The sequence below is a fragment of the Pseudohongiella sp. genome (assembly GCF_011050365.1).
Taxonomy (GTDB): Bacteria; Pseudomonadota; Gammaproteobacteria; order Pseudomonadales; family Pseudohongiellaceae; genus Pseudohongiella.
Genome location: NZ_DRFV01000003.1, coordinates 43,375 through 69,210 on the forward strand (window position 1 = coordinate 43,375; position 25,836 = coordinate 69,210).

Here is a 25,836-nt window from a genome sequence, read left to right on the forward strand (position 1 = left end):
TTGCACTCTGTGCTACCCAAGTATCCTAAATTTAAACCCGGGATTCAAGTTCTTTCTCTATTCGTGTAACGCCGGTTTCACTTGCTGCATTTTGAATGAATTGTGCGATCAGGGCAGCACTTTTAACCGGATTATCCAGCATCACAGCATGCCCTGCCCTGGGCACAACAGAGAGTAAGCCGCGATCACCCAGCACCTGCACCATCTTCAATGCCAACGAATGCTCGAGAATCGACGATGCCTGACCACGAACTATGTGAACCGGCAGCGTAAGCGCACCAAGTGCTCTCCATAGCCGCACGCTCAACTCCCCTTTTTCCTTGTCCAGGCGCCGGAACTCCGGACTTTTATGCCAGATGCCGGGCGTGAAAGCCGGATCGGTCTTGGTCATGAGCCTGCCCCGCTTAACACGCAAGCCAAAACTGGCGAGACGGGCCAGCGCCTCGGTGTCCGCCATCACGTAAATACGCGCCAGACAATCAAGGTATGCCTGAACATCGGCGTGATGTTCAGGCAACTGCATGACATCATTGACCAGTCGTTCTCCTGCCTCCGGACTGACCTCCGGGCCGGCATCAACAATCGTGAGCGAGGTCACCGAATGATGCATTGATTCCAGTGCCAGAATCGCTACTCTGGCACCCAGGGAATGACCCACGATATGCACTGTGGCATCGCCCAGACTTACCAGAAAGTCCTGCAAATCTTCGGCGAGCTGCCAGTGTGAATACTTCCGCGCCGGGTCCCAGTCCGAATCCCCATGCCCGCGCTGATCCAGCGCCAACACATGATGCTTCGCCTGCAACGCCCCGACCAGCCCATCCCATACATGTGCATCGTTGGTAAAACCATGCAGCAGAATGCAATAGCTGGCACTTTCCGCTTGTGTGCAGGGATGGCTGAGGTAGTGTAACCGCAGGCCATCCCTGGCCCGGAAAAATCGACTTTGCATGCTTTACTCGGTGCCGTAAAGAATGTCGAGGATGCCTTCCAGCATCACCTGATTAACATCGGAAATGTGAATACTGCCATCGGGGTTGGATTCCGTCAGCAGAGTTCTGTTCAACAGCACAGCCATCGCCCTGCCGGTGCCAATGACATCATTGGGGTTGCGATAGTGATACTGCCAGGACGCATCATAGCCAACGATCTGTCCTCTGTGGCCGAACACCTGCAGACCCAGATCCTGCACCACCCCCTGCAACATATTGATGCTTTCACCGAATGCGCCTTGCACCTCGAACGGCTCGCGCATCAACGCCTGGGTGGCAGGACTCATCAATTGTCCTTCCATCACGGCATTGGCCCATTTCACCAGATCGGCCGCGGTCGAAATCATCGCACCCGAACCCATCGTATAGGCGGGATCGGTGTTGGTTCTCTCCACGTCCGTGTGAGGGAAGCCGAACAGATCTGCTACGAACGGCCCCTGATTGTCGGCCCAGTTAACATAACCTCGCGCGTACGTGCCCTCCAGCTTGAGTTCACCCGGCGACGGTACCACGGTATCTGTCAGACCCAATGGCTCGACAAACCGGGTACGAATTTCATGCTGCCAGCTATTTTGAGTCACCATTTCGGCGATTTCCTGCAGCAGCACATAGTGTGTATTGGAGTAATTCCATTTCTGGCCGGGCTCGTTCACCAGATAGGGTCGGTCAGCCGTGGCATTGTTTCTGGCAAAGGCTGAATTGATGGAGGCTCCGATATCGACCAGTTCACCCGGTGCATAGACAAAACCCGGCATACCGATATAACGCACGAACCACAGATCAGTCATGCTCGGTTCAACATCCATGGTGACGCCGAATGCGCGCTCGAAGTCCGGGAACTCATTGGTGAAACTGAAAATACCCGCCGTATGGTTCAGCAGCATTTTGATTGTGGTCACATCACCGCTGGGAAATTTGCCGGGGAAAAACTCGGACAGCTTCTGGTCGAGACTCAATTTGCCCTCGTCTACCAGTTGCATGATCAACATACCGGTAAAGGACTTGGTGGCACTGCCGATTCTGAACTTGTGCTTTGGCGTCAGCGCCTCACCTGTCTGGGTATCAGCCACACCTGCTGCGGTGTGCCAGATTTCACCGTTAGGCAGTTCAATTGAAAGCGCAACACCGGGGATGGACTTCTGTTGCAGACGCGACAGCATGTAGCTCTGGATTTCCAGTTTCTGGAAATTGATTTCCGCTGCGTCCGCAGTGTAGCTCACCGCATCGGCATTGGCACCTTTGGCCGCCGTCGCGAGCGCCGAGTACTGACTGCTAAAACTGCCCGACGCAAGATTTGTGGCCGCCAGTGGATCAGCAAGTACCTGCTTCATTGAGGCTGTGAGCTGAATACCGTTGACGCTGTTGTGGTCAGCGTCCAGCAGACCCAGCACCTGTAACGAACGTGAGTACGCCGGGTCGTTTTCGCCCTGCGCAAACAATGAGGCATAGGTGCTGGTTGTTGAAGCGGTCACCGAAACCTGATTACCCAGTCCAAGCGCTCCGATACTGAAAGCAACGGGACTGCCCTCAACGCCATAGAACCTGCCCTGGGAATCGGTCACACCTGCCCTGGTGCCGGACACGTAATCAAGCCCGGCCACCGGAACAGACAACTTGCCGGGCGTCACCGGCCAGAGGTTTTTCAGCTGAAACTGCGGCGCCGACCCTGTGATAGAAAATGACGCATCCATCTCCGCGGCGTAGTAGCGGCCGTTCATTGCAAAGACAGGAATGCTCAGGGTGTTGCCCGCCAATCGCGCCGCGTGATCATGATAACTGTCCGGCGTTCCGGCCGGGCCGATCAGGTTGGAGTCAGACACCTGCATAACTTCGGGCCCGGAGGCGGAAACCAGGGTCAACTCCACGCTGTACAGGTCGCCCCCGAAAGCCAGTTCCGGCAGCACAATACTGCCATTGGCAAATTCCGGTATTTCCCTGCCATCGACGCTGTCAGCATGAGCGCCACTGCCCGCCAGCGCTGCCCACAGTAAAACCAGCGATAACATAAACGGCTTGCCGTCGACTTGACGCAGTCGCTGCCTGCGATTGGCAATGATCGAAAAAGTTTTCATAAGCAGTCCTTCCCATAACGATGGTGGATAAAAAATCATACGCGCGCAAATTTGCGCCGCACCCTTTCCCAGCAAGCCCGCATGGTACCGGACTCGAATACGACTGCAGACCATGCTACCTGTATTTCCAGTGCATTATCTACAACATAAAACTCCATATGCAACGGCACATCGACCGGAGACGTCGACGCCATCGCCCCGTCAAAAACCCTGCCCGTCAGCGTGTACAGATCGTCCGGGTGCTGACTGTTGGTAAATTCCCCAAGATAATTAAAGCTCACCAGCGCGGGCAATGCCTGGTGCAATTCAGCTTCGGCAGCCACGCAGGCAAACACATCCGGCTGCGACCGGGTATCGGCTTGCAAGGCCTGATGAGCGTGCTGCAGCGCGTCAGGCCCGGCAAAGAGTTGCGGCGCGAGATTGAGCAGCCGGGCACGTGTCAGCCAGGCGACCTGACGAGACAAGTCCAGCGAGCCGTCACGGCCATGACTTTCCACCAACAGTGGAATTTCTTCAACTGGCAGCAGGCCGCCAAGCTCACTCAATGTTGTCGCCAGCAACATGTCCTGCAACCTGAACTCGACCTGCTGTGCGGCAGACTGCCGGTGCAGGGATTCGCACAAAGCCGCCAGTTCATTAGCAGCAATTCGCAAATGCAGCGTGTGCAACTCATTGTGCAAGCCACAATCCGGCGCCAGCGCAGCCGTCGTTGCCACAGCTTTATGATACGCATCGGAAGCTGTCTGCTGTGCCGATAGCAGTTCCGCAGAACGCACATCTGCCACTTCCCGTAGTAAATGGGGTGGAGACAGACGGGCGAGCCCGGTCTCGCCTGCCAGCAAGGCCTGCGTCAGCGCGTTCAGGTCGGCAATCAGCGTGCGCAGTGAAACCCAGTCCGCGACAAGATGGTGCAACGCCAGCACCACCGACTCGCTGTCGCCATCAGGCCCCTGTACCAGGATGCCACGAACCAGAGGCCCTGCTTCGAGTTCAAAGGGGCGACAGGCCAGTGCTTCGATAGCAGACTGGTCTGCCTGCAGGTCGGCGGAAGCGCCACGACGATAGCAAGTGAGCACGTCAGCCAGGTTCAGCGTCTCCTGTATTTCCTGCAACCATTGTCCATCCAGCATATAAAAACGTGCACGCAGGGAGTCATGATGCTGTATCAACGCTGTCATGGCCTCCGCCAGCACGCTTTGCGACACCCCGGCGGTGACCTTCAATTCAGTAACAATGTGGAAATGCCGGGCCGCTTCAGTGCTTCTGGAACCCAGAAACCAGCGCTGCACCGGCAGCAACGCAACATCGCCGACAAGTGCTTCCCTGAAGTGCCCTGAATCCTGCCATGGTGTTAATGTACCGGCCATTTGCATCAATAGCGGAAACGCAAAGAAGTCTTTCAGCTCACAGGTATAGCCAGCTGCCCGGATGCCACTGAGCACCTCAAGCGCCTTGATTGAATCGCCACCGAGGGTAAAGAAATCGTCATGGCACCCGACACGCTCCGCACCCAGCACACGACACCAGATTTGTGCCAGTACCCGCTCCGCATCCGTCGCGGGTGGGACAAACGCTGTGCCCGGTCCGGTGGCAAGCGCCAGCAGCGTGCCGCGCTCCACCTTGCCGGCGGCAGACAGCGGAAACCTATCCAGCAGCACCACCGAACCCGGCAGCATATGTCGGGGCAGGGATCTCCCCAGCGCCGCAATAATGGCAGACCTGAGTACATCGCGGGCGTCCTGCTCCCGCCCCGTCACGCAATACAGCAGCAGACCCAGCTGTGGATGTAATAGCGCCAGCGCATCATCGACGCCGTCCACCTGGCGCGCAGCATGTTCAATTTCGCCAGGTTCGATACGGTAACCGCGGACCTTGAGCTGGGCGTCCACGCGCCCGGCAAATTCAAGCAGGCCGTCATCGCGCCAGCGTACAAGATCCCCGGAGCGGTACCAGCGACGCTGCAGGCCATCCGTCTGCGCAGCAACACTGAGCGTAGTGAATTTTTTTGCGCTAAGCTCGGCGGCGCCGTAATAACCCTGGCCCAACGTTTCGCCGCCAATGTACAGCTCACCTGTCGCGCCCACAGGCACCCGCGAACCCGACGCATCGCGCACGGTCAACATGACTCCTGGCAGAGGCTTGCCTATGGGTACGCCAAAGGGCCATTCATCGTGCTCATTAACCCGGTAAACAGATGCGCACACAGAGGTCTCCGTCGGGCCATACGCATTCATTACGCGCAAGGTTTTTGCGTAATGCCGCAGATCCTCGCCAATAGCTGCATCACCTGCCGTCACCAGTACACGCAGCGCACCCAACGCTCGCTTGTCGAGTGCACGCAAAAATACCGGCGGCAAGGTGATCACGGTGACTGCCTTTTTGTCCAGCCATTGCATGAAGATGTCGATGTCATTGCGCGCCGCATCCGGCGCAATTGCCAGCGATGCACCCGTGCCCAGCGCGAGAAACACTTCTGACAAAGAAGCATCAAAAGACAGTGCAGCAAATTGCGCACAGACGTCGTCGCCGTGCACGTCGAACGCCGGAATCTGTTGTCGGATCATTGCCGAAAATGCCGCATGCGAAATCTGCACACCTTTGGGCTTGCCTGTCGAGCCGGAGGTGAAAATCATGTAAGCGATGGCGCGGGTATCCACGCTCATGCCGCCCGCAGCACCCGGACCTGCCCCGCTTGCGTTATCCGCGTAACGAATATGCTGCAGATTCTGTTGCCGCTGCTGCAACTCGGCAGCCAGATCAGCTCCTTCCTGATCGGTGCTCAGCAGCATATCCACCGAACCTTCGCCAATAATCAGCAGCAGACGGTCCAGCGGATTGCTGAGATCCAGAGGTATATAAATGGCACCCGCCGCCATCGTTCCCAGCAGTGCCGCAACGCTGCGAACGCTGCGCCGGCCGATGACGCCGACGTGCACCTGTTTACGCACGGAACTCTTGCAGGAACGCTTGCCGGAACTCTTGCCAGAACTCTCACCGGCACTGTCGGCGGGCCGCGCCGCGTGCAACAGATTGGCGATGCGTTGCATTTCGCTTTCCAGCTCCGCATAAGACCAGTCACTGTCGGCATCGCTGATTCTGCCACTGGCATTGGCAGCAGCACGTCTGAATAGGTCCGGCAGCAGGTCTTGTTCGGCGTCAGACCGCTGACTGAACAGAGCATCGCCTTCGAATGCCTGCACACATGCAGCGTCACTGTCATCCAGCCAGGGAATGTTCACCAGCGTTTCGCTGTGACTGCCGGTCAGGCCATTCAGCGTTTGCCCGAGACAGCGCAAAATCAATTCGATGTTGGCCCGGGAATAGATGACATTGTCGTATTCCGCAAGTAATCTCAGCCCCCCGTCCGCCGCCGGAAACGCGCTGACGGTAAGATCGTACTGGCTGGTGGTGGACGCAACCGGATGCACTTCGGCGACATGCGCGCCGAACCGGAGATCCTCTACGTCGGTATTCTGCAGCACCAGCAACACATCAAAGAGTGGTGTTCTGCCCGGGTCCCTGACCAGATCCAGGTTTGCGACAATAGTGTCGAATGGCACACCCTGATGTGAAAGACAGTCGTTTACTTCTGCCGCTACGGCAAGCAGGAATCTGTCCACCCGGTCATCCAGCGCCAGCGTGGCTCTGAGCGGCAGAATATTAACAAAAAAACCGATTACTGATTCGAGTTGAGGATGCCGCCTGCCGGCCACTGCGGTGCCTATACAGAAGTCCTGTTGCCCGCTGAGCCGGGCGAGCACGAGCTGCAGAGCAGCGAACAGGCCACTGAAATCACTGACGCCCATAGTGGACAGCTGGCGTGAAAAGCCAGTCCACACGGCTGGCTCAATGTCGATGTGAACCGAAGCGCCTGCACTTTGCATCAGCGCCGGCCGCGGCCCTGAGGCCGGCAGTTGCAACACCTCTACCGGGCGAGCAAAGTGCTCCCGCCAGAACTGCACGGCGTCAGCGCCGGCTTCCGACGCCAGCCAGTCGAGCTGCCAGCTGGCGAAATCCCGAAACTGCAGGCGATCTGCGGGGACACCGTCCGCGGCCTCATCCGGGCACTGATCTTCACTGAAGGTCTGATACAGTCGGGTGAGCTCTCTGGAGAATATCCCCATCGACCAGCCGTCACTGATAATGTGATGCATGGTGATAAAAAGCACACTGCCGCCGGATGTCAGTTCGCCAGCCGCAATGCGCACCAGCGGCGCCGTACTCAGATCGAAAGCCAGCCCGTTGAGTTCCTGCGCCGTCGCCTGCAAATCCGCTTCATTCAGCGCAGCCTCGAACCAGTACACGCGACTGTTTTGTGACGCATGGTCATTATTTGATGCCTGACTTGCTTGCCCGGAATCCGACAGTGGCGCGAGGGGCATCACCAGTTGTCTGACTCTGCCCCGGGCGTCCTCGCGGAAGCATGTACGCAGCGACTCGTGTCGCACCAACAGGGCATGCAATGCGCTATCCAGCGCCCGGTGGTTGATACTGCCAGCGACCGTCAGCGTGGCATGCATGTGTAACGGCGAGGGGCCGGCAGCACGAAGCTGCTCCAGCATCCACAACCTGGACTGGCCGGGCGAGACCGGGTAACTGTCTGCCTCGGGCAAGGCCTGCAAAACAGGTTCCGTCGCCGGCGTCCCATCGGCATTCAGAACGTTGACATCAATTGCTGCTGCCAGTTCGGTTAACGTTGGATTACTCTGCAAATCGCGGAAATCCAGCGTCAATCCGAAATGCGCGGCAATGCGCGAAAACAGCATCATGGCCTTCAGGCTGTGTCCGCCCAGATCGTGAAAGCTGTCTTCGCGGTAGATATCGGACTGCCCCAGTAGTTCACTAAAGAAGCCGGCCAGCGCCACCTCTGTCGCCGTCACCGGCAGTGTCCTTGCTGCGGCCTTGCTTGCAACGCGATCGGTCTGCTGAATGACGGCCTGATGCTGCAACTCATGCAGGATGGCCGCGCCGGAGTTCAGCGTGCTGGCAAGCTGTTGATAATAGCGGGACATGCTAGCGGACGATTGCCCGGCAGTTGTGCTGACTCGTGCTCTCTGGTGCGCATCAGGTGCTTCGCCGTGACCGGCGTCCGGAGGCGTCAGCGCCTGTGTTTCTGCGCTGTGTGCCGGCGCCACTGCACTGTCTTCGGCGCCCGGCTGCCAGTGCCCGGCATCGGACACCTCCAGACGGTATTGGCTGTCAGTGGTACCCTGCCGCAGCGCAAAAGGTGTGCTTGTGATGCTTTGCAGGAATTGCAGCGCCGGCGTATTACGCGCCAGTTTGACGAAATCCACACGCAGTGCCCCGACGCCGATAGCCTCAGCCTCCTGCGCAAGCTGGCGCAGGATGGTATGTTCCACACCACGGCCCAGCACACGACAACTAAGCATAAAACCGAAAACGCTCCAGACATCAATGCCACGGCGAATGAAAACACTGCCGGTCAAACCATACTTTCCATATTTGTCGGTCACACTGACACAACGAATATCGATGTCCGGCTCCTGCAGTAACGCGCCCAGTTCAGCCTCGGTATAGCGGATTCCGGTGGTATTGAACTGATTCGTCCGCTGGGACAATTGCGCCACCCGCGGTAACTCGTCCTGCGCCAGCGTGTGCATGTCAACGCGGATATCCAGTGACAGCAGAAAATCGGCATAGCTAGCGGTTGTCTTTCTTACGCTGGCGCGTTGCAGCTCTTCGGCATACATGCGGGCGCGCGCTGTATCCTCACGCGTGGCAGCGCGGGCATCAAGCAACCAGAGGTGATTGAGGAAATCCTCGCGCTCCTGCGCCGGCGGCAACTGTATAGCCAGCACACCAGGACAGGCCGCAAGTACCTGTTCACACTCCAGCGGGCTGTCATCAATGAAGACGAAACTGTCAAGGCCCAGAGACAGATCTTCGGCCAGTGTCAGAATACTCTCCGACTTTGGTCGCCAGCCGGCACACACCCGCGTCAGGTGCGCCCAGTGCAAGGGCATATCGCGCTGTTCGAACACTGCGCGCACGTCGTCCTCGTTGTTCTTGGTCGCCAGGCAAATCAGCGCACCGGCTGCGCGCGCAGCCAGCAATTGTTGCTGCAGGCGGATATGCACCGCATCAAGGCGGATGCCGTCCACACCCTCTTCACCGACAATGCCACCCCATAGCGTGTCGTCGGCATCAACGATGTACACTTTGACCGGACGCCTGCCCTGCTGATCGCACAACCTTGCGAGTCTGTTTGCCAGCGCCGCAAAGAATTCCTCGGCATAAGGGATATCGCCAAACACAAGTTCGGGGGGATAACAGACCTGCTTCAGGTCATAGGTATCGGCGAGATTTTCCAGACTCAACACTTCCGCATTGTGCATACCTGCGAGTGCATCAGCCGCATACGCAGTAAACTCAAGGTACAAGGCCCAGTCACCGTCCTGCGAATAACCGTTTTGTCCATAACAGTCGGGCCACGGGCAGGGCACAAAGTACAGGCGGCTGTCCGGACAGGCGCGCGAATAGGTGACCAGCGCCGCAGTAAGCTCCGCCAACTGGTCGGCAGCGGTGGACGCCAGTACCTGACCGTTTTCATCTGTGACCGGCCGCCACAGCACCACATGCTGCTGAGGATGCAGGCGTCTGAGTCGTGAGTCAGGATTGATCAGCTCCTGCACACTCTGATCGTATGGCAGCTGCGTGACGGCCCCGGAATGGCCACTGACATATTCGTGATACTGTAGCAGCCCGATAAGGCTGTCCGCCGTAAAATTCGCGGAGACAGTCCAGCCTGCTGCCGCGTCCTGAGCCAGCGCAGCAGGCGACTGCTGGCCGTCCAGCAAGGCAGCGAGCAAAGCGCACAGATCTGTGCCCATGGCGTGCAGCCTGTCCTCTAGATACAGACTGCCATCGGCGACAAACCGGAAGCTGAGGTCCTTTGCCAGCGGTGCCACGATCAGGCCAAATTCGAAGTGCATTGGATCGAATATTTCCTGCGGCTGCCATTGCCAGCGCGCCGCGTCTGCATCAGACACAGGGTAGTTTTCAAACACCAGCGCGTGTGTCACCAGGCCGGCGCGGGCTGGTGTCAGCGTCTGAATTTCCGCCAGCGTCAGGTGGCCAAAACTCATGCTATCGGCAAATTGTTGCGCAGTTTCGCGTACCTGTTCAGCGAACGTCGCCGCATTGGCTGTCTGAATGCGCACAGGCAAGGTATTGATCAGCATGCCTGCGATGGCGCCGACACCGGCGAGATCAATGTCGCGCCCGGCTACGGTGGCACCAAACACCACGTCATCGCTGCCGGTCAGGCGGCCCAGATAGACGCCCCACAATGTCTGAACAACGGCGTTAAGCGTGAGTCCCTGCTGCTCACACCAGCTTAACAGTCTGGCATGCAAGGCTTCCCCGGTACGAGTTTCGACAAACAGCGGACTCGGTTCATCGGCGGGTAGTCGCGGCAGATGCGTAGGCACGTCACTGCGGCTTTGATAATCACCCAGTAACTGCTGCCAGTAGTCGCGCGCCCGCACCGGCGACTGCCGGCCCAGCCACTGGAAATACGCCCGCATGCCGTTGGCCGCGTTGCCGTCACCGCCACGGGCCTCGCCAAAATACAGCGCTTCCAGCCGTTGCAGCAATAACGCGCTGGTCCAGCCATCGAGCGCCATATGATGGAAATCGATGATGAGCTCAAAACAGTCCGCGTTAATAAAGACCAGCGTGAGACTGAACAGAGGGTCATGTAACAGATCACGTGGCCTGCTGCGCAACGTCGCGCGCAGGCGGGAAAGTTCATCCTCGTGCCGGTCGTTAGCAACACCCGTGTCGACAGAGTTGTCGATATACTGATAATTTCCCGACCGTTCACAAAAGACGATCTGCAGCAGGTCGCCACTCGTCGTCTGCGCAAACCCGGTTCTCAGCGCCTGGGTTTCCGCAACCAGGGCCTGCACGGCGGCGGCGAACCGTTGTTCATCAAGTGGCTGCTGCAGACGCAGGGCAACCTGGTCCTGATAGGCTGTCGGGTGGGTCGCACAATGCAGCCACATGCCCGCCTGCATCCCAGTCAGTGGCAATATTTCTTCGACGCCGGCGGCAGGCAATTGCAACGCCGCAAGCGTGGCGTCAAGCTCGGCGAGCGACGCAAAAGCAACCAGGCTGTCGGACAGCGAGAGCAGGCACTGATCTGTGTCACTGTCATCCCTATTGCCAGTCGACAGAGCCTGCAAACGGGTTAGCAGCGCGCCAAGCTCAGTACGCCAGGCGGCGGCGAGCGCAGCAAGACCCGCTGACGAGTGCGGATTCTGACCACGCAGCATCAGTTCCAGCTGGCCATCGGTGATTCGCGCCAGCACGTCGAGTCTGAAGGGTTCAACGACAGCGTCACCATGATCATTGCCGGCTGGCTCATTTGCCGGAGCCAGCCAGACATCCTGATCCGTGCCGCTCTCGCCCAGATAATTGAAGCTCAGCTGCGGTCGCAGGGTCAGCGTCTGCCGCACGTCATCGTCTTTATAGAAACGCAGTGGCAGATAACTGAAACCTTTGGCCGGCAGCCGCCTGATGCTGTCCTTCACTTCGCGGTAAAGATCAAGCTGCGATTTATCGCCACCGGCAAACACAAAGGGATACAGCGAGGTGAACCAGCCCAACGTCGAACTGCAATCACCGAGACCATCAACTGCTTCCCGGCCATGACCCTCCAGCGATAAAACGCAGCCAGCATGAGTCAGCGTGCTCTGCCAGGCGCGGATGAAAGCCGCCAGCAATACTTCCTGCGGCGTCATGCGGAGCAGCGTTGCGCTGAGCTGCAGCAGCGTCCGGGTCTCGCGCTGTGGCATTGTGTGTACTGCGCTGTCGCGCTGTATCTGTTCATCGGCAAACAGTTGTTGTTGTCCGGCAATAATCTGTTTGCCGTGAGCGACGACCTCCTGCCAGTAGCCAAGATCACGATCCAGTGCGCCGTTTGCCACCGCCGCCTGTAATTGCGCGGACCAATTGATGATGCCAAGTGCTTCACGGACTGGATTCCGGGCAGTGCTGGTTGCGTCGATGTGCCCTTCAGGCGTCGCTGTGCCGCGCTGCGCGGCCAGATGGCGTTGATACAGGCGCTCAAGGTTCTGGGCAAACAGACGCCCGGACACTTCATCTGCAGCAAGATGATGAACCACCACCGCCAGATAGCTGGTATCGGCCTCCGCTGCTACGCCGACCGCGAGCAGCACCCCAGCTTGCAGGTCTATGGCCTGTTGCAGTTCCAGCCAGCACTGCTGGCGAGACTGCCCCGCCTCGACGGTTCGCAACACATAACTGCCGGTACCTCTTATGCTTTGCACTTGGGTATCAGCATCGAGCGTCAGGCGCAGAGCCGGGTGTAATTCCATTAGCTCGTCGAGCACCCTGCGCAGGACGTTGAGGTCAACGGGTTCGGCGATCCTGAACACGCTGGACAGATTAAAATGATCAACAGGTGGGCCGCATTGCTCCAGCCACCAATGCTGGGTAGGGCTCAGCGGCCCGGATTGCAACGCTTCTTCACTCGCGACAACGGCTGTCACCGCCGCCGTCGCGGCGAGGCCGGCGAGCGTCTCCGAGGCAAAAATATCTTTCAGCGTGAAGTGATAACCGCTGGCACGGGCCTGCGACACCAGCTGAATGGCGCGGATCGAATCGCCGCCCAGGGAAAAGAAGTTCGCCTCGCGATCTATCGTCAGTGCGGCACTTCCTGTCAGCCCGAGCACCGCGGCATACAGGCTCGCCAGATCCTGTTCCGCTTTTCCGTGCAGTTGCCCGGCAGGCGTATCGCCGGTATCCGTATCTTCCGGCAATGGCAGCGCGTTGACGTCGACTTTGCCACTGGCGTTTAGCGGCAGACGTTCAATGTGCACGATTTTCGCGGGCAACATGTAATTCGCCACGCTGCCTTTTAATGCCTCACGCACCACCCCGACTGTGCTGCCGATTGCGCCTGGCCCCACCAGCCAGGCCACCAGCTCACTGCTGCCCGCCGCGCCGCGTGCCTGCACAAATGCATCCAGGACGCCGGGCAAGGACCGCAAGTGGTGTTCCACCTCACCGAGTTCAACGCGGAAACCGCGTATCTTCACCTGCCTGTCGTTGCGGCCCAGAAACACCAGTTCACGATTGTGGTTCCATTTGGCGATATCGCCCGTCCGGTAAAGCCTGCCGGCACCGGCTGGCAGAAAAGGGTCCGCCAGGAAAGCGGCAGACTGGTCGCTGCGCCCGGCATCCTGCGGTGTCAGGTAACCACGCGCGATGCCGTCGCCGCCGCACACTATTTCTCCCGGTACGCCGATGGGCACGGGGCGCATATCGGGGTCCAGCAGATAAATGCGGCTATTGGCAATCGGCCTGCCTATGGGGATGGTTGCCAGTGCCAGGTCATCCACGGCAACCCGGTGCCAGGTGGAAAAGGTGGTGTTTTCAGTAGGACCGTACACGTGCAGTAATTTTAAACCATGCTGCCGCTGCAGTATTTTCCTGACGTGCTCGACGGAGATTTTTTCGCCACCGGTGAGCACGGTTTGCAGTCGATCAAACGCCCCGGCACTGTTATCAACCAGCTGGTTGAACAGCCCCGTGGTCAAAAAGGCAGTATCAATCCGGTAATGCTCCACCAGCGTGTGAAATTCATGTACTTCAAGCAATGTCGTGCCAGCCGGAATACAGACACAGCCGCCGTTCAGCAATGCGCCCCAGATTTCAAAGGTGGCCGCATCGAAGGCCAGCGAGCCCGTCAACAAAACGCGCTCGTTTGCCCGGACCTGATGATAATCTGTATTGCACACCAGCCTGAGCACGGAGCGCTGTTCGATCAGCGTTCCTTTGGGTATGCCGGTTGAGCCGGAGGTAAACATCAGATAGGCCGGCTCCGGAACTGCATCAGCCGTTGTTTTGCCAGCGTCGCTTCGCAACGGCAGTACCTTGCCGGCGATGTTTGAAGCCGTCGCCACGCCTGCCTCGCCAGAAATGAGCAAGGCATCGGTATCAAGCAATGTCACATCCAGTTGCTGAAGCGCCGGAATGCGTTCAGTCTCCGCAAACAGCAGCGGCACTTCACCTGCTGCAATCACGTCACCGATCCGCTCCACGGGCGTATTGGCGGCCAGCGGCACGTAAACGCAACGGCTTTTCAGAATGGCGAGTATCACGATCAGAGCGCGTTCATCTTTTTCCAGCATCAGCGCGATGTGACGACCCGGCTGATGTGCCGGATGCTGCAACAGCATTTGCGCCAGTTGCCCGGATCGCTGATCCAGTTCAAGGTAGCTAAGCTGCGCATCCCCGGCATGCACTGCGATTGCGTCGGGACTACGCTGCACGACCTTGCGGAACTCCTCGACAAGCGAAGAATCCTGCGGATATGGCCTTGCGGTCGCGTTCACCTGCTCCAGCAATAAACGCTGATCTGACTCGCTCTGCAGTGCCAATTCACCCATCGGGCGTGTCGGATGCCGTGGTAGCGCACCGGCCAGTAAGCGCCAGGCATCACACAATCGCCGGGCGGTCGCGTGAAGGATCACGCTGGTGGCATACTCCAGATCAAGTCGCAGGCTGCCATCGCTCTGCTTCTCAACATGAAAGGTCAGATCCACCTTGCTGTAGGCCTGCGGTATTCGCAGTGACCGACCCACGCTGTCATGTCCGGCGCCGTCGCTGAAGCTCAGCGCCAGGTCGTCCGCCGCCGTGAACCCAAGCATGACGTCATACAATGGTGACCGGCTCGGGTCTTTGGCGAACCCAAGCTCCGTTACCAGTTCATCGAACGCCAGGCCCTGATGCTGGAAGCCCTCCAGCACGCGGCGACGTACCTGCGTCAGCAGTTCCGGGAAAGTCTGCTTGCGATCCACAGCCTGACGCAGCGCAATGGTGTTGACGAACGGGCCCACGACCTTGTCAAACTGCGCGCCGGGGCGACCGGCCACCGGCGTTCCCAGAGTGACTTCACCGACATTGGCAAAACGTGCCAATAGCAGTTGCACCAGCGCCACCAGTCCCATGGTCAACGTAGCATTGTGTGTATGGCAGAGGGTCTCGAACGCAGCAGCATCCGACGCTGGCAGCGTTGCCGTAACAGAACTGCCGCGAAAATCCTTGCTCACCGGCCGCGGCAGGTCCAGCAAGGCATCGAGTGTTTCCGGCGCGCTGGAGAAAACGTTTTTCCAGTATGCCCTCGCCTTGCCGGTATCCGCACGGCGTTCGTGGTCAACAAAATCCCGGTATTGCAGCGCTGCCGGCGCCGCTTGATCACCGGCAATCGCAGGGCCTGCGACCAGCGTATCGTCCTCGTAGTACTGCGCCAGCTCCCATACCATATGGGTAATCGACAGGCCATCGCAGACGCTGTGATGAATGACCACAACAAGCCCCGTCTGCCCGGCATCCGCCGCGCAATAAATCACCCTGAGCAACCAGTCCTGTTGCAGATCAAACGGCCGGACAGCTTCGGCGCTGGCCAGTTGCTGGAGCTGTGTTGCCACGTCCTGCTCAGGAACCAGCGTATGCTGCTGCAGTGTCCACCCGCCAACAGCGCGCGGAACCTGGAACAATTCGTCGTCCTGCTGAACGAAAGAGGAACAAAGCACTTCGTGGTTGGCCAGCAGCCTGCGCCAGGCACGCTGTAGTCGCTCCCGATCCAGACCCCTGTCGAAAGTAAATGCAGAGGCAATATTATAGGCGGCACTGGCTTCACTACCGAGCTGAGACAAAAGCCAAAGACGGCGCTGTGCCAGACTCAGCGGATAACGCGAGCCGGCGGGCGGGCGCCCCTGTTGCTGACCCCGCTGTTCACGCAACCGGGCAATCTGCTGCACCAGCGCCGTGCGCTGTTCGGGCGACAGTTTTTCCAGACGTGTTTTGAGTGCCGCATTGTTGTCCACGTTTACCTGCCCTGCCCCTTGTCTGTTACATCGGCGAGCAGCGCTTCGAGCGCATCCAGATCGAGATCGTCGACATCGATATCCGACAGCACGGCATCAATATCATCCGCTGGCGGCGATGCAACAGCTCCATTGGCCTGACACAGTGTCGCCTGCTGGCGTGGCGTGGGAAACTCAAAAACGTCAGCCACACCGAGACTCAGTCCAAACCGGGTTTGCAATACATCGACCAATGTCAGCGCTTTCAGGCTGTGCCCGCCAACATCGAAAAAGTTGGTATGCGAATCAACCTTTTCATGCTCAAGCACTTGTTGCCAGGCGCTGATGATATTGGCCTCAACATCGTCTGCCGGCTCCGTCTCGGGCGCCGTTACCACACTGAACGGATCGGGCAGCGCCGCGCGATCAATCTTGCCATTGGTGGTCATTGGCAGCGCATTCAGCCATAGCGTGTATGAGGGAATCATGTAGTCCGGCACCCGGGTCGATAGCCACGGTCGCCACTGCACAGGGGCAGCCGTTTCGTCACCGACCAGATAGGCGACAAGTTCCGTACCATGCGTATTCTCGGTCGCAATCACCAATGCTTCGGCAACGCTCTGGTGCATCTCAAGACATCGCGCGATTTCCTCGCATTCAACGCGGAAGCCGCGGACCTGCACCTGATGATCGTTGCGGCCCTGATAAACCAGGCCAAGCTCCATACTGATATAACCAACATCGCCTGACCAGTAACAGCGCTCTTTTCCTGCCGCTTCCAGGGAGGCAAATTTGCGTGCCGTCAGTTCCGGCCGGTTCAGATACCCCATGCCGACACCGCTACCACCCACTACAATTTCACCTGCGATACCCGGCGGTTGTAGCTGGCCGTAACGATCGACTATCCACACGCGGGTTTCCGGCAGCGGTCGCCCGACCAGGTTCAGTCGTGAGCCGTTTATGATGTCCTCTTCGTTGACTTCCCGGTAGCTCACATGGACGGTGGTTTCAGTAATACCGTACATGTTCACCAACTTGACGCGACTGGTGGGGAATGCGTCAACCCATGTCTGCAACCGGTTGCAGGCGAGTGCGTCACCACCGAATACAACCAGACGCAACGCCGCCAGACCAGCGCCCGCTTTACCCGACGCGGCTTGCTTCTTCAACACGGCTTTGCTGAACTGGTAAAACGCCGCCGGCGTCTGATTCAGCACGGTGACGTTGTTGCGCGCCACAAGCTCTGCAAAAGACTCGACATTGCGTACTTCGGTCGCAGCCGGAATCACCAGCGTGCCACCATTGACCAGGGCACCGTACATTTCCCAGACTGAAAAATCGAAGCAGAAGGAATGCGCCAACACCCACACGTCATTGTGATCGAAGTCGAAGTCGAAGTCCTCGTTGCGCAACAGGCGCACCACATTGCGATGAGAAATTTCGCAGCCTTTGGGCTGTCCTGTAGAACCCGAGGTATAAATTACATACGCCGCCGTGTCCGGTGTTAGCGCAGGCAGCGTGACAGGCTCGTCGGTGGCTGATGCCATGTCAGTGACATCGACACTGTTGACAGCAAATGCTACGGCCGGCATATCAGCAGTCGTCAGCACCAGCGCCGCCCCGCTGTCTTCGACGATAAAGCGTAAACGTTCTTCCGGATAAATCGGATCCAGCGCAACGTAACTGCCACCTGCCGCCAGCACTGCCAGCATGCCAACAATCATATCCCGGTTACGTGGCAACCATAGCGCCACGCGCCGACCTGACGCGAAGGCGTCACTTTGCAACAGCCCGGCAGCAACACGCTGCACGTTTGCATTGAGCTCTGCATAACTGATACTGCCCAGATCATCGCGCAGTGCGACTCTGTCGCCATGGCGATTGACGGCTTGCTGATACAACGCGAACAGACTCGTGTGTGTCGGATATGCAGACTGTCGACCGTTCCATTGATCGGAGAGCCAGCTGCTTTCCGCCACTGTCAGCAGGTCCAGTGAGGTCAGGGCCTGATCCGGCGTCTGCACTAGTGCTTGCGCAAGGTGGGCAAAATGCTCTGCCAGATGTTCGATCTGCCGGGCAGGATAAACCGACGCATCAAACATGAACGTGGCCTCAAGGCCTCCATCTGACGGCACAATGACCAGGTTCAACGGCAGGTCTGTGCGCTCAAACGCCCGGATGTCAGAAATACCGACAGTGGCTGCATTATCAGACTCGCCACTGCCGCGCAGCGCCGCGTCCATCGGATAATTTTCCAGCACCACCAGATGATCGAACAGCGGTTCGCGCGCAAGCAGATCCGGTGCTGCCGCCTGAATCTCGGCCAGACTCAGATATTCGTGGCTGCGACCGGCGTTGGCCTGCTGCTGAACCAATACCAGCGCGTCGTTGGCAGTCATCCCGGGGACCAGTTGAAACCGTACCGGCACGGTATTGATAAACAGGCCAACAGCACGATCAATGCCTGCGATTTCCGGCGGCCTGCCTGACACCACAGTGCCGTACACCACATCGGCGCTGTTGGTGAATCTGGCCAGCAATACTGCCCAGGCCAGCCTGATCACGCTGCTGATAGTTGCATTGTGTGACGCACCCCAGGCCTGCATATCCGTCGCCAGACGGGCAGACAGTTGCACGGTGTGGCGTTGCAGTTGATAGCTTGTGTCGGCGCTGCTCGTATCCGGCTGCGGCCAGGGCAACAAACGGGTCGCTCGCTCGACACCGGCCAACAGTGTCGACCAGTAGCCAGCAGTGGTGTCCCTGTCCCGACTGGCCAGCCAGCGGAAGTAATCCAGATTCAGCCTGTCATGCGTCGCATCAGCAGCAATAATGTCCGTTGCGGGCGCGTCTGTCTCCGCGTAACAGGACAGCAGACTGTCGAACAGAATGCCGACACACCAACCGTCCATGATCAGATGATGGTGCGTCCAGATAACATGCACCTTGCCGTTTACTGTGGGGTCTGATTTTTGTTTTCGCTGCGTTTTACGTTTGCGCTGCGGCTTTTGTAGCGTGAACAATTGCACCCGCATCAGCGGCGGCTGCTTGATATCGAATTGCAAGAGCTGATCGGCTGCCCGCGCCTCGTCAATCACACGCTGCTGCTCCGATGACGATAACGTGCTCAGGTCGTGACACACCACCGGCAGCGTCACCTGCGTCCTGATCAATTGCGCGGTACGACCATTGCTGCCGACCACAAACGCAGCCCGAAGCAACGGAAATTCCACGAGCAGGCGCTGGAAAGCGGTCGCCAGCTTGTCAGCGTCGACACCATGCAGGGTAAAATCCACCTGTTCGAGGTAGGCCAGATCATCCGGCTTGCTGCGGGCATGGTAAATCAGCCCGCTCTGCATCGCAGTAATGGGCAGAAGATTGTCGACATCGCCGCGCTCGACAGCATTCGCGCGGAGCAAGCCAAGATAATCGTCCAGAGACCAATCGGCTTCGACGAAATCGACCGGTGCTAGTGCGACCGGGGCCGTCAGCTTGCGGCAGACAGAAACCAGGTCCTGTGCCTGCTGCCGGAATGCCGTCAGGATACTCGCCAGCGTATCCTGGCCGACCAGCGCCGCATCCGCGGATAGCGACACATGCAAACCGGCATCATCAGCGAAACAGACAAACTCCAGCGGTGGCAGCAGGCCCAGTTCACCCATGCGATCGCCTGCCGGCGACTCATCGAGGATGGCAAAATCGTTGTCCGGATGATGTTTGAAGCGCCCTAAATAGTTAAACGCAAACTCGGGCGCGAACGCCGACAAAGCTTCATGCCGAAGGACATACCTGAGCACGCCGTAGCCAACACCCTGCTCCGGCACGCGTTGAGTCCGCTCACGGATACGCTCAAGCTTCGCTGTCCAGTCACCATCCGGGCCCGCGTCGGGCGTGACTATGCTCAATGGGTATGCTGATGTCATCCAGCCCAGCGTTGTCGAGAAATCAGCGTCGGCGTAGCGTTGTGCTCTGCCGTTGGATTCCATCAGCACGGTGACGACATCGAGTTCAAATACTCGCGCCACAGCTTCTGTGAACGCGGCCAGCAGCAGATCACTACCCCTGCTGCGGAAGTATTGGTGTCCGGTGGCAAGCAGAATCTCGGCCACTTCAGCGTCAAGACTGGCGGCAAGATGCAAGCGTTGTTGCCGCGCCGATTGTTCTGCGATTTGATCCGGGTTACCAGCGCCCAGGACTGTTCTGGCGTCCGCCAACACTGACTTCCAGAACGGAACTTCCAGTAACGCTTTATGCCTGGCATCTTCGTCATGCAGCGCGCTGGCGAACTGACGCATGGTGGCGCTTGCAGGCAAAGTCCGGAGCGTGTGTTTTTCCCCGATATCTTCCCATAGCTGAGCCCACTGCGTTTGCAACAATTTCCACGACACTGCATCGACGACAAAATGATGGAATGCCACCAGAGCTTTGCTCTCTGCCTCCGTATGCACCAGCACGACTCTCAGCAAAGGACCTCCCTGCAGTCTGATGTCGCCGCGCGCCGACTCAGCAACAGCATCAGGCGTCCATCCGGTATCGGCTTCCGAGCAATGGACCACCGCATCGTTCGCCGTGTCAGGCTGCGGACGACCGTCACGGTCTGCGATCAACGCCCGGACCTCCCGGAACACACTGTGCTGGCTGGCCCAGTGTCGGCAAAGCGTATCCAGTTGTGCCAACGTCATCCGGTCAGGTAAACGTACCCAGGCAGCCTGCGTAAAGGCATCGGCATCGCCCTTGCAGGTTTCGAAGAACCACGCCTGCATCGGCGTTGGCAGTGCCGTTTCAGCTGCATGCAACACAGACTTGCGCTGGCTGCCTTTGACTTCAATCCTGCGCGCGAGTTCGGACAGCACAGGGTTCCGGAACAGATCATTTATATCCAGCAAATAGCCAGCTTCGTTCAACCGCGATGCCAGCACGATAGCCTGGATAGAGTCACCGCCGGCATTAAAATAATTATCACCCGGCTTCAGATCCGGACGCCCGAGCACCTCCCGACAATGACTCAGCAATTGCTCCAGACACGCAGTTACCGGAACAGCCTGTGTCGTTTCTGTGTCCGGGAATGGCCCTGCTTTTTCAGGTGGCGGTACCAGCGCGCCACGATCGAGCTTGCCGCTGGGCAATAACGGCAGCTGGCTGACCACATGTAGCGTTCCGGGTACCATCCACACCGGCAATACCGACATCAGCGCGTCGCGCCAACCGGTGGGTTCGGCGTCAGTCACGATCCAGCCATGCAGCCTGGCGCTGGTTCCCGTGGCGACAACGCTGGCCGCCACTTCGCTCAGGTCAAGCTGGCTACGCAACGCCGATTCGACATCCTCCAGCTCAATGCGATTGCCATTGACCTTGACCTGGCCGTCGTCACGGCCTTTGAATTCCAGCGCGCCGTTGTCCAGCAAACGCACAATGTCGCCAGTGTCGTAACACCGGAGGTTGTCCAGCGCCGGCAGACAGCGGAATTTGCTGTATGTGTTGGTCTCATCGCCGGCGTAACCCTTGGCGAGGCCGATGCCACTGACCCAGAGTCGTCCCCACACCCCGGTCGGCGTCGGACGTTCCTGTTCATCCAGTATATGCACCTGCACGTTGTTGACCGGCCAGCCGATGTTGACACGGTCCTGTCCCGGTTCCAGCCGGCCACCGCTGACCACAACGCTGCACTCGGTGGGCCCGTATTCGTTCCACAGCTCTACGTTTGGCGCCTGCGCAAAATGCGCCTGCATCAGGTCCGGCGGCAATTTTTCGCCTGCCAGGGTGATGAACCGCAGGGATGCCATAGCCCGGGGAATCCGGTCCAGCAGAACGCGATACAATGTCGGCGTCAGCAGAATCGACGTCACCTTGTGCTGACCGATGGTTTCCCCGATGCACTCAACGGACCGCTTGGACGCAGTATCCAGCATCACCAGACTGCCACCACTCAACAGTGCGCTGAGGATATCAATCACCGAGGCATCGAAGCCCGCACTGGGCATTTGCAGCGTCGTATCCGCTTGTCCCATGTGATAACTCTGAATCCGCCAGGCCACCGAGTTGACGATGCCGGCATGACAGATTTCTACACCCTTTGGCACGCCGGTGCTGCCGGACGTGAAGATCACGTAGGCGACATCGTCCGGACACGGGGGCTGTAATGTCTGATGAGGCATTGCGCTGATGACGCTCTCGCGTATCGCCTCCATGGCAATGCATTCCAGCGCCTCCGCCGCCCTGAGCTCAGCGACACAGTTGTGGCCGGCGGCGTGAATCAGATAACGCGCGTCGCACTGTTGTTGAATCAAGCGCAGCCGTGGCAGTGGCGTGTCAGGTGTCACTGGCACATACACCGCGCCCATCGAAAACAATGAGAGCATCACAACCACCAGATCGGCCGAAGAGTCCAGGCTTACCAGAACCCTGTCACCCGCCCTGACACCGTAGAGGTTGAACAGCGTAAATGCCGTTTCCCTTATCTGGTGATCGAGTTCGGCATAAGTCAGCGTGCGTTTGCCGTCAATCAGCGCAACATTCTGTGCGCCGCCAACCACCTGTTTGTCCCACAACGTGCAAACCGTGTCAGTGTCGGTATCTGCAACTGTAGCTGCATAAGCTGCCACCGGCCGGGTTGCCGGACTGGCGGCGCGCGCCGATGCCTGCGTGCCCGGAGAGCTGGCCGCGGCGTTTGTCCAGTCCGCCACCGTGGTCGCTTCGCCCGCTACCAGCAGCTTCAGTAACGCCAGGTACTCGTCCAGGCGCCGGCGCATTGTGATGTCACTGAACAGGCTTTCCGCGTACGCGCAGTTGATCAGTATGCTGCCCTCAGCTTCAATCAGGTCGAAGCTGATATCGAACATGCCCGCACCTTCGTACTGGGTCAGTGTCTCGCCCGCAAAAGTATCGGTTTTAATGACCCGTGATCCGGCGTTCTCATAAGAAAACATGACATCAAAAAGCGGATTGCGATTGGCGCGATGACCGATATTCAGCGCCGAGATTACCGAACTGAACGGATAATCTGCATGTTCCTGCACCTCGAACAGTCGATCCCTGATCTGTTGCAGGAATGCTGCGACGGAACTCTGCTCATCCACGCTGGCCGGAAACGCCAGGGTGTTTACAAACATCCCCACGGCGTTGTCAGCCGCGGCATCAGGTCGCCCTGAACCGGGCAAGCCCACAACAAAATGCTGCTGCCGTGCGTAACGCCAGGTCCAGGCCACGAATACCGCAAACAGGGCGCCAAACGTGGAAACCCGGGCATTCGTGCAGAAGCGATGCAATGCCGCCGTGGCATCTGTATCCAGCTTTAGTGCAATACGTTTGCCGGCGAAACTGGTGACCGGCGGCCGGCTGAAATCCGGCGACAGGTCGAAGGTCTGTTGCGAGTCAGCCAGGGGGGCGAGCGCCTCCTGCCAGTAACGCGCCGCTTCCCGCGCCCGGTCACTGTCCAGATACTGATCAATGGCATCCTGCACATGTCGCGCCTGACTGCGCACCGGGTCGAGGCTTGCACCATCGTACAACGCCAGGATTTCCTGCAACACCACGTTCATCGACAGACCATCGGCCACAATGTGATGTACATCCATCAACAGCAGGTGGCAGCCGTCTGCCTGAGCGGCCAGAGCCACACGCAGCAAAGGTGGTTCCAACAGATTAAAGGGCTGGATGTAGTTATCCAGCAGCTCTTCCACGTTACCGTCACCGACATCAACATGATCCAGAAAAAAGCGTGGCTCAGCGACGATGCGTTGATAGAACTCACCATCAACAACAACAAAAGCGGTGCGCAATGACTCGTGACGAATAATGACCTGATGAATGCAGTCTTCCAGGCGGTCAGCATCGACCTTGCCCTGCAGCCGCCAGGCGCCTGCCAGATGATAAGGTTTCTCGGCGCCTTCGCGCTGCGTGACCGCATAAAGTCGCTTTTGTACGGAAGACATCGGCACATACTGGCGCCGTAGCTTGGCGGCGCGGAATCCAAAACCACCGGCGCGCAGCGATTCCACCGCATGCACGATAGCGGCAAACAGGTGATCAGCATCTTCCTGTGTGTGCTCCGTGGACAGATTCGCAACATGCAATTCCCAGGTATAGACACCTTTTTCCAGCAACAGATAGAAAAACAGTTCCAGTTCCAGCGCCGACGCAAAACTCTCGAATTTGAACTGGGTGCCGAAATAGGTGAGGCGAAGTGGCACCGCATGACGCTCAAACCAGACATTGATGCGATCTGCCAGTTGATGCATGCGCATTCTGGCAGACTGGAAGAGTTGCGGATTGTTTTCGATATGATCGAGCACTGCAGCGGCAGCGGCCAGCGCCACCGGATGTTTATTGTGAGTGCCGCCGGTTGAAATCGAGTCCGTCAGCGGTGCGCTGTCATCACCAAAATGCCAGACACCGCCATCAATCCACTGCATCAGATCAGCGTTACCGGCGATCACGCTTAGCGGATAACCGCCGCCGATGATCTTGCCGTACGTCGACATGTCGGCCTTAACCCCGAACCATTCCTGCATACCGCCGGCAGCCTGGCGGAAGCCGTTAACCATTTCGTCGAAAATCAGCGGAATTTCCAGTTCTGTACATAACGCGCGCAACTGACGCAGAAAGCGTTGCGGCTGCAGTGCCGGGTTGCGGCTCTGCACCGGCTCCACCAACACACCGGCAAGGTGATCGGCGAGTTCCCTGATCCGGTCCAGCGATTCGGGTGCGTCATAATCCAGCACCACCAGGTCATCAACAATGCCGGCAGGCAAGCCCGGCGACATCGGCACCGCGCCGCTTTCCCCCTGACCCGCCAATACATCACTGCAAATGCCATGATAGGCACCGGCAAACATTACCACCTTGTCGCGGCCACGCGCAGCCCGCACCAGACGCATGGCAAGCATGACGGCATCCGATCCGGTGACAAAAAACGCGGCACGCTGATGACCGGTCAACTCACATATTCTACGTGCAACATCGGGCGCCAGCCGCGATTGAGGTCCCAGCGCCAGATTCCGGTCAAGCTGGGCTCGCACGGCGTCGTCAATGAAGCGCGGGGAGTGACCAAAATAATGCACACCCATGCCCATGGCGATATCAACATACTCATTGCCATCAACATCCATAAACCGCGAACCCGACGCGGTCTCACAGACGATGGGGAAACGCAGTTCTTTCAGATCCTGCTTGAACTGCAGCGAGTACTTCCAGTCAGACAGATACTCCCTGCCCTCTTCCGCCATTTGTTTGCTACGCCGGCAACGCGCCGATAACCGCGCAGACAGCTTTTCAATAAAGTTACGCTGCTGTGTGCTGAGTTCTTCTTTTTGGGTGTCGATGCCACTGAATTTCTTGCGGGTCTCGATGGCATCCCCGGAGGCTGCCGCCTGCCGCGTGACTGCTGCCGGCACGCCGCGCACGACTGGAGGCGCCTGATCTGCTGCATATCTGCCAGCAGCGGCCCCGTCCAGATAGCGGCGCATCAACGCCATATGCGCTGACATCACCGTATTGATGTCGGCGCCCGTTGCGCTGACTGGCGTGGTCAGTGACGGTGCCCGGGGTTGCGCCGCAGGTGTGCTGTCTCCCGGTCTGATACCGGTGTCCGGCAACGAGCCGGAGATGTTCTGTTGCGATAGCACGGCATTGCCTGCCGGTTCACCTGATGGTGTTGATGGATCGGTTTCCTGCGCGGTGCCGTTGACAGCCAGGAAGTCAGCGAGCGTGCCAAGACCGGAAAGTTCGTCATAGAAACGTTTCATCGAAATATCGACGCGATATGTGCTCTCCAGCACACGGCCAATGCGCACGAACATCAACGAATCAAGGCCCAGGTCCAGCAAATCAGTATCCCGGTTCAGATCGCTGACGCTGACACCACTGATCGATTCGATTATCGCGGCGATAGCGTCGAAAGTTGAATGTTCGTGCGACATA

The 25,836-nt window shown here is 58.5% G+C and carries 4 protein-coding genes; all 4 read right to left on the bottom strand.

Annotation, left to right across the window (positions count from 1 at the left end; genetic code table 11):
• Positions 1-31 precede the first annotated feature (31 nt).
• The 4 genes from ENH71_RS03410 to ENH71_RS03425 are packed head-to-tail and all read right to left on the bottom strand — an operon-like array spanning position 32 to position 25,835.
• Positions 32-952: an alpha/beta fold hydrolase gene (locus ENH71_RS03410; protein ID WP_294133227.1), complete on the bottom strand. Its 921-nt coding sequence runs from the start codon at positions 950-952 to the stop codon at positions 32-34.
• Positions 953-955: 3 nt separating this feature from the next.
• Positions 956-3,064, bottom strand: a complete 2,109-nt coding sequence (locus ENH71_RS03415; RefSeq protein ID WP_294133228.1) for a serine hydrolase domain-containing protein — start codon at positions 3,062-3,064, stop codon at positions 956-958.
• Positions 3,065-3,099: 35 nt separating this feature from the next.
• A complete protein-coding gene (locus tag ENH71_RS03420; protein WP_294133230.1) occupies positions 3,100-15,942 on the bottom strand; it encodes a non-ribosomal peptide synthetase in 12,843 nt (4,280 codons plus the stop codon).
• A 2-nt stretch (positions 15,943-15,944) separates the two neighbouring features.
• The gene (locus ENH71_RS03425) at positions 15,945-25,835 is read right to left on the bottom strand and encodes a non-ribosomal peptide synthetase (RefSeq protein WP_294133232.1); all 9,891 of its coding nucleotides are present in this window, start codon (positions 25,833-25,835) and stop codon (positions 15,945-15,947) included.
• Between the last annotated feature and the right edge of the window lies 1 nt (position 25,836).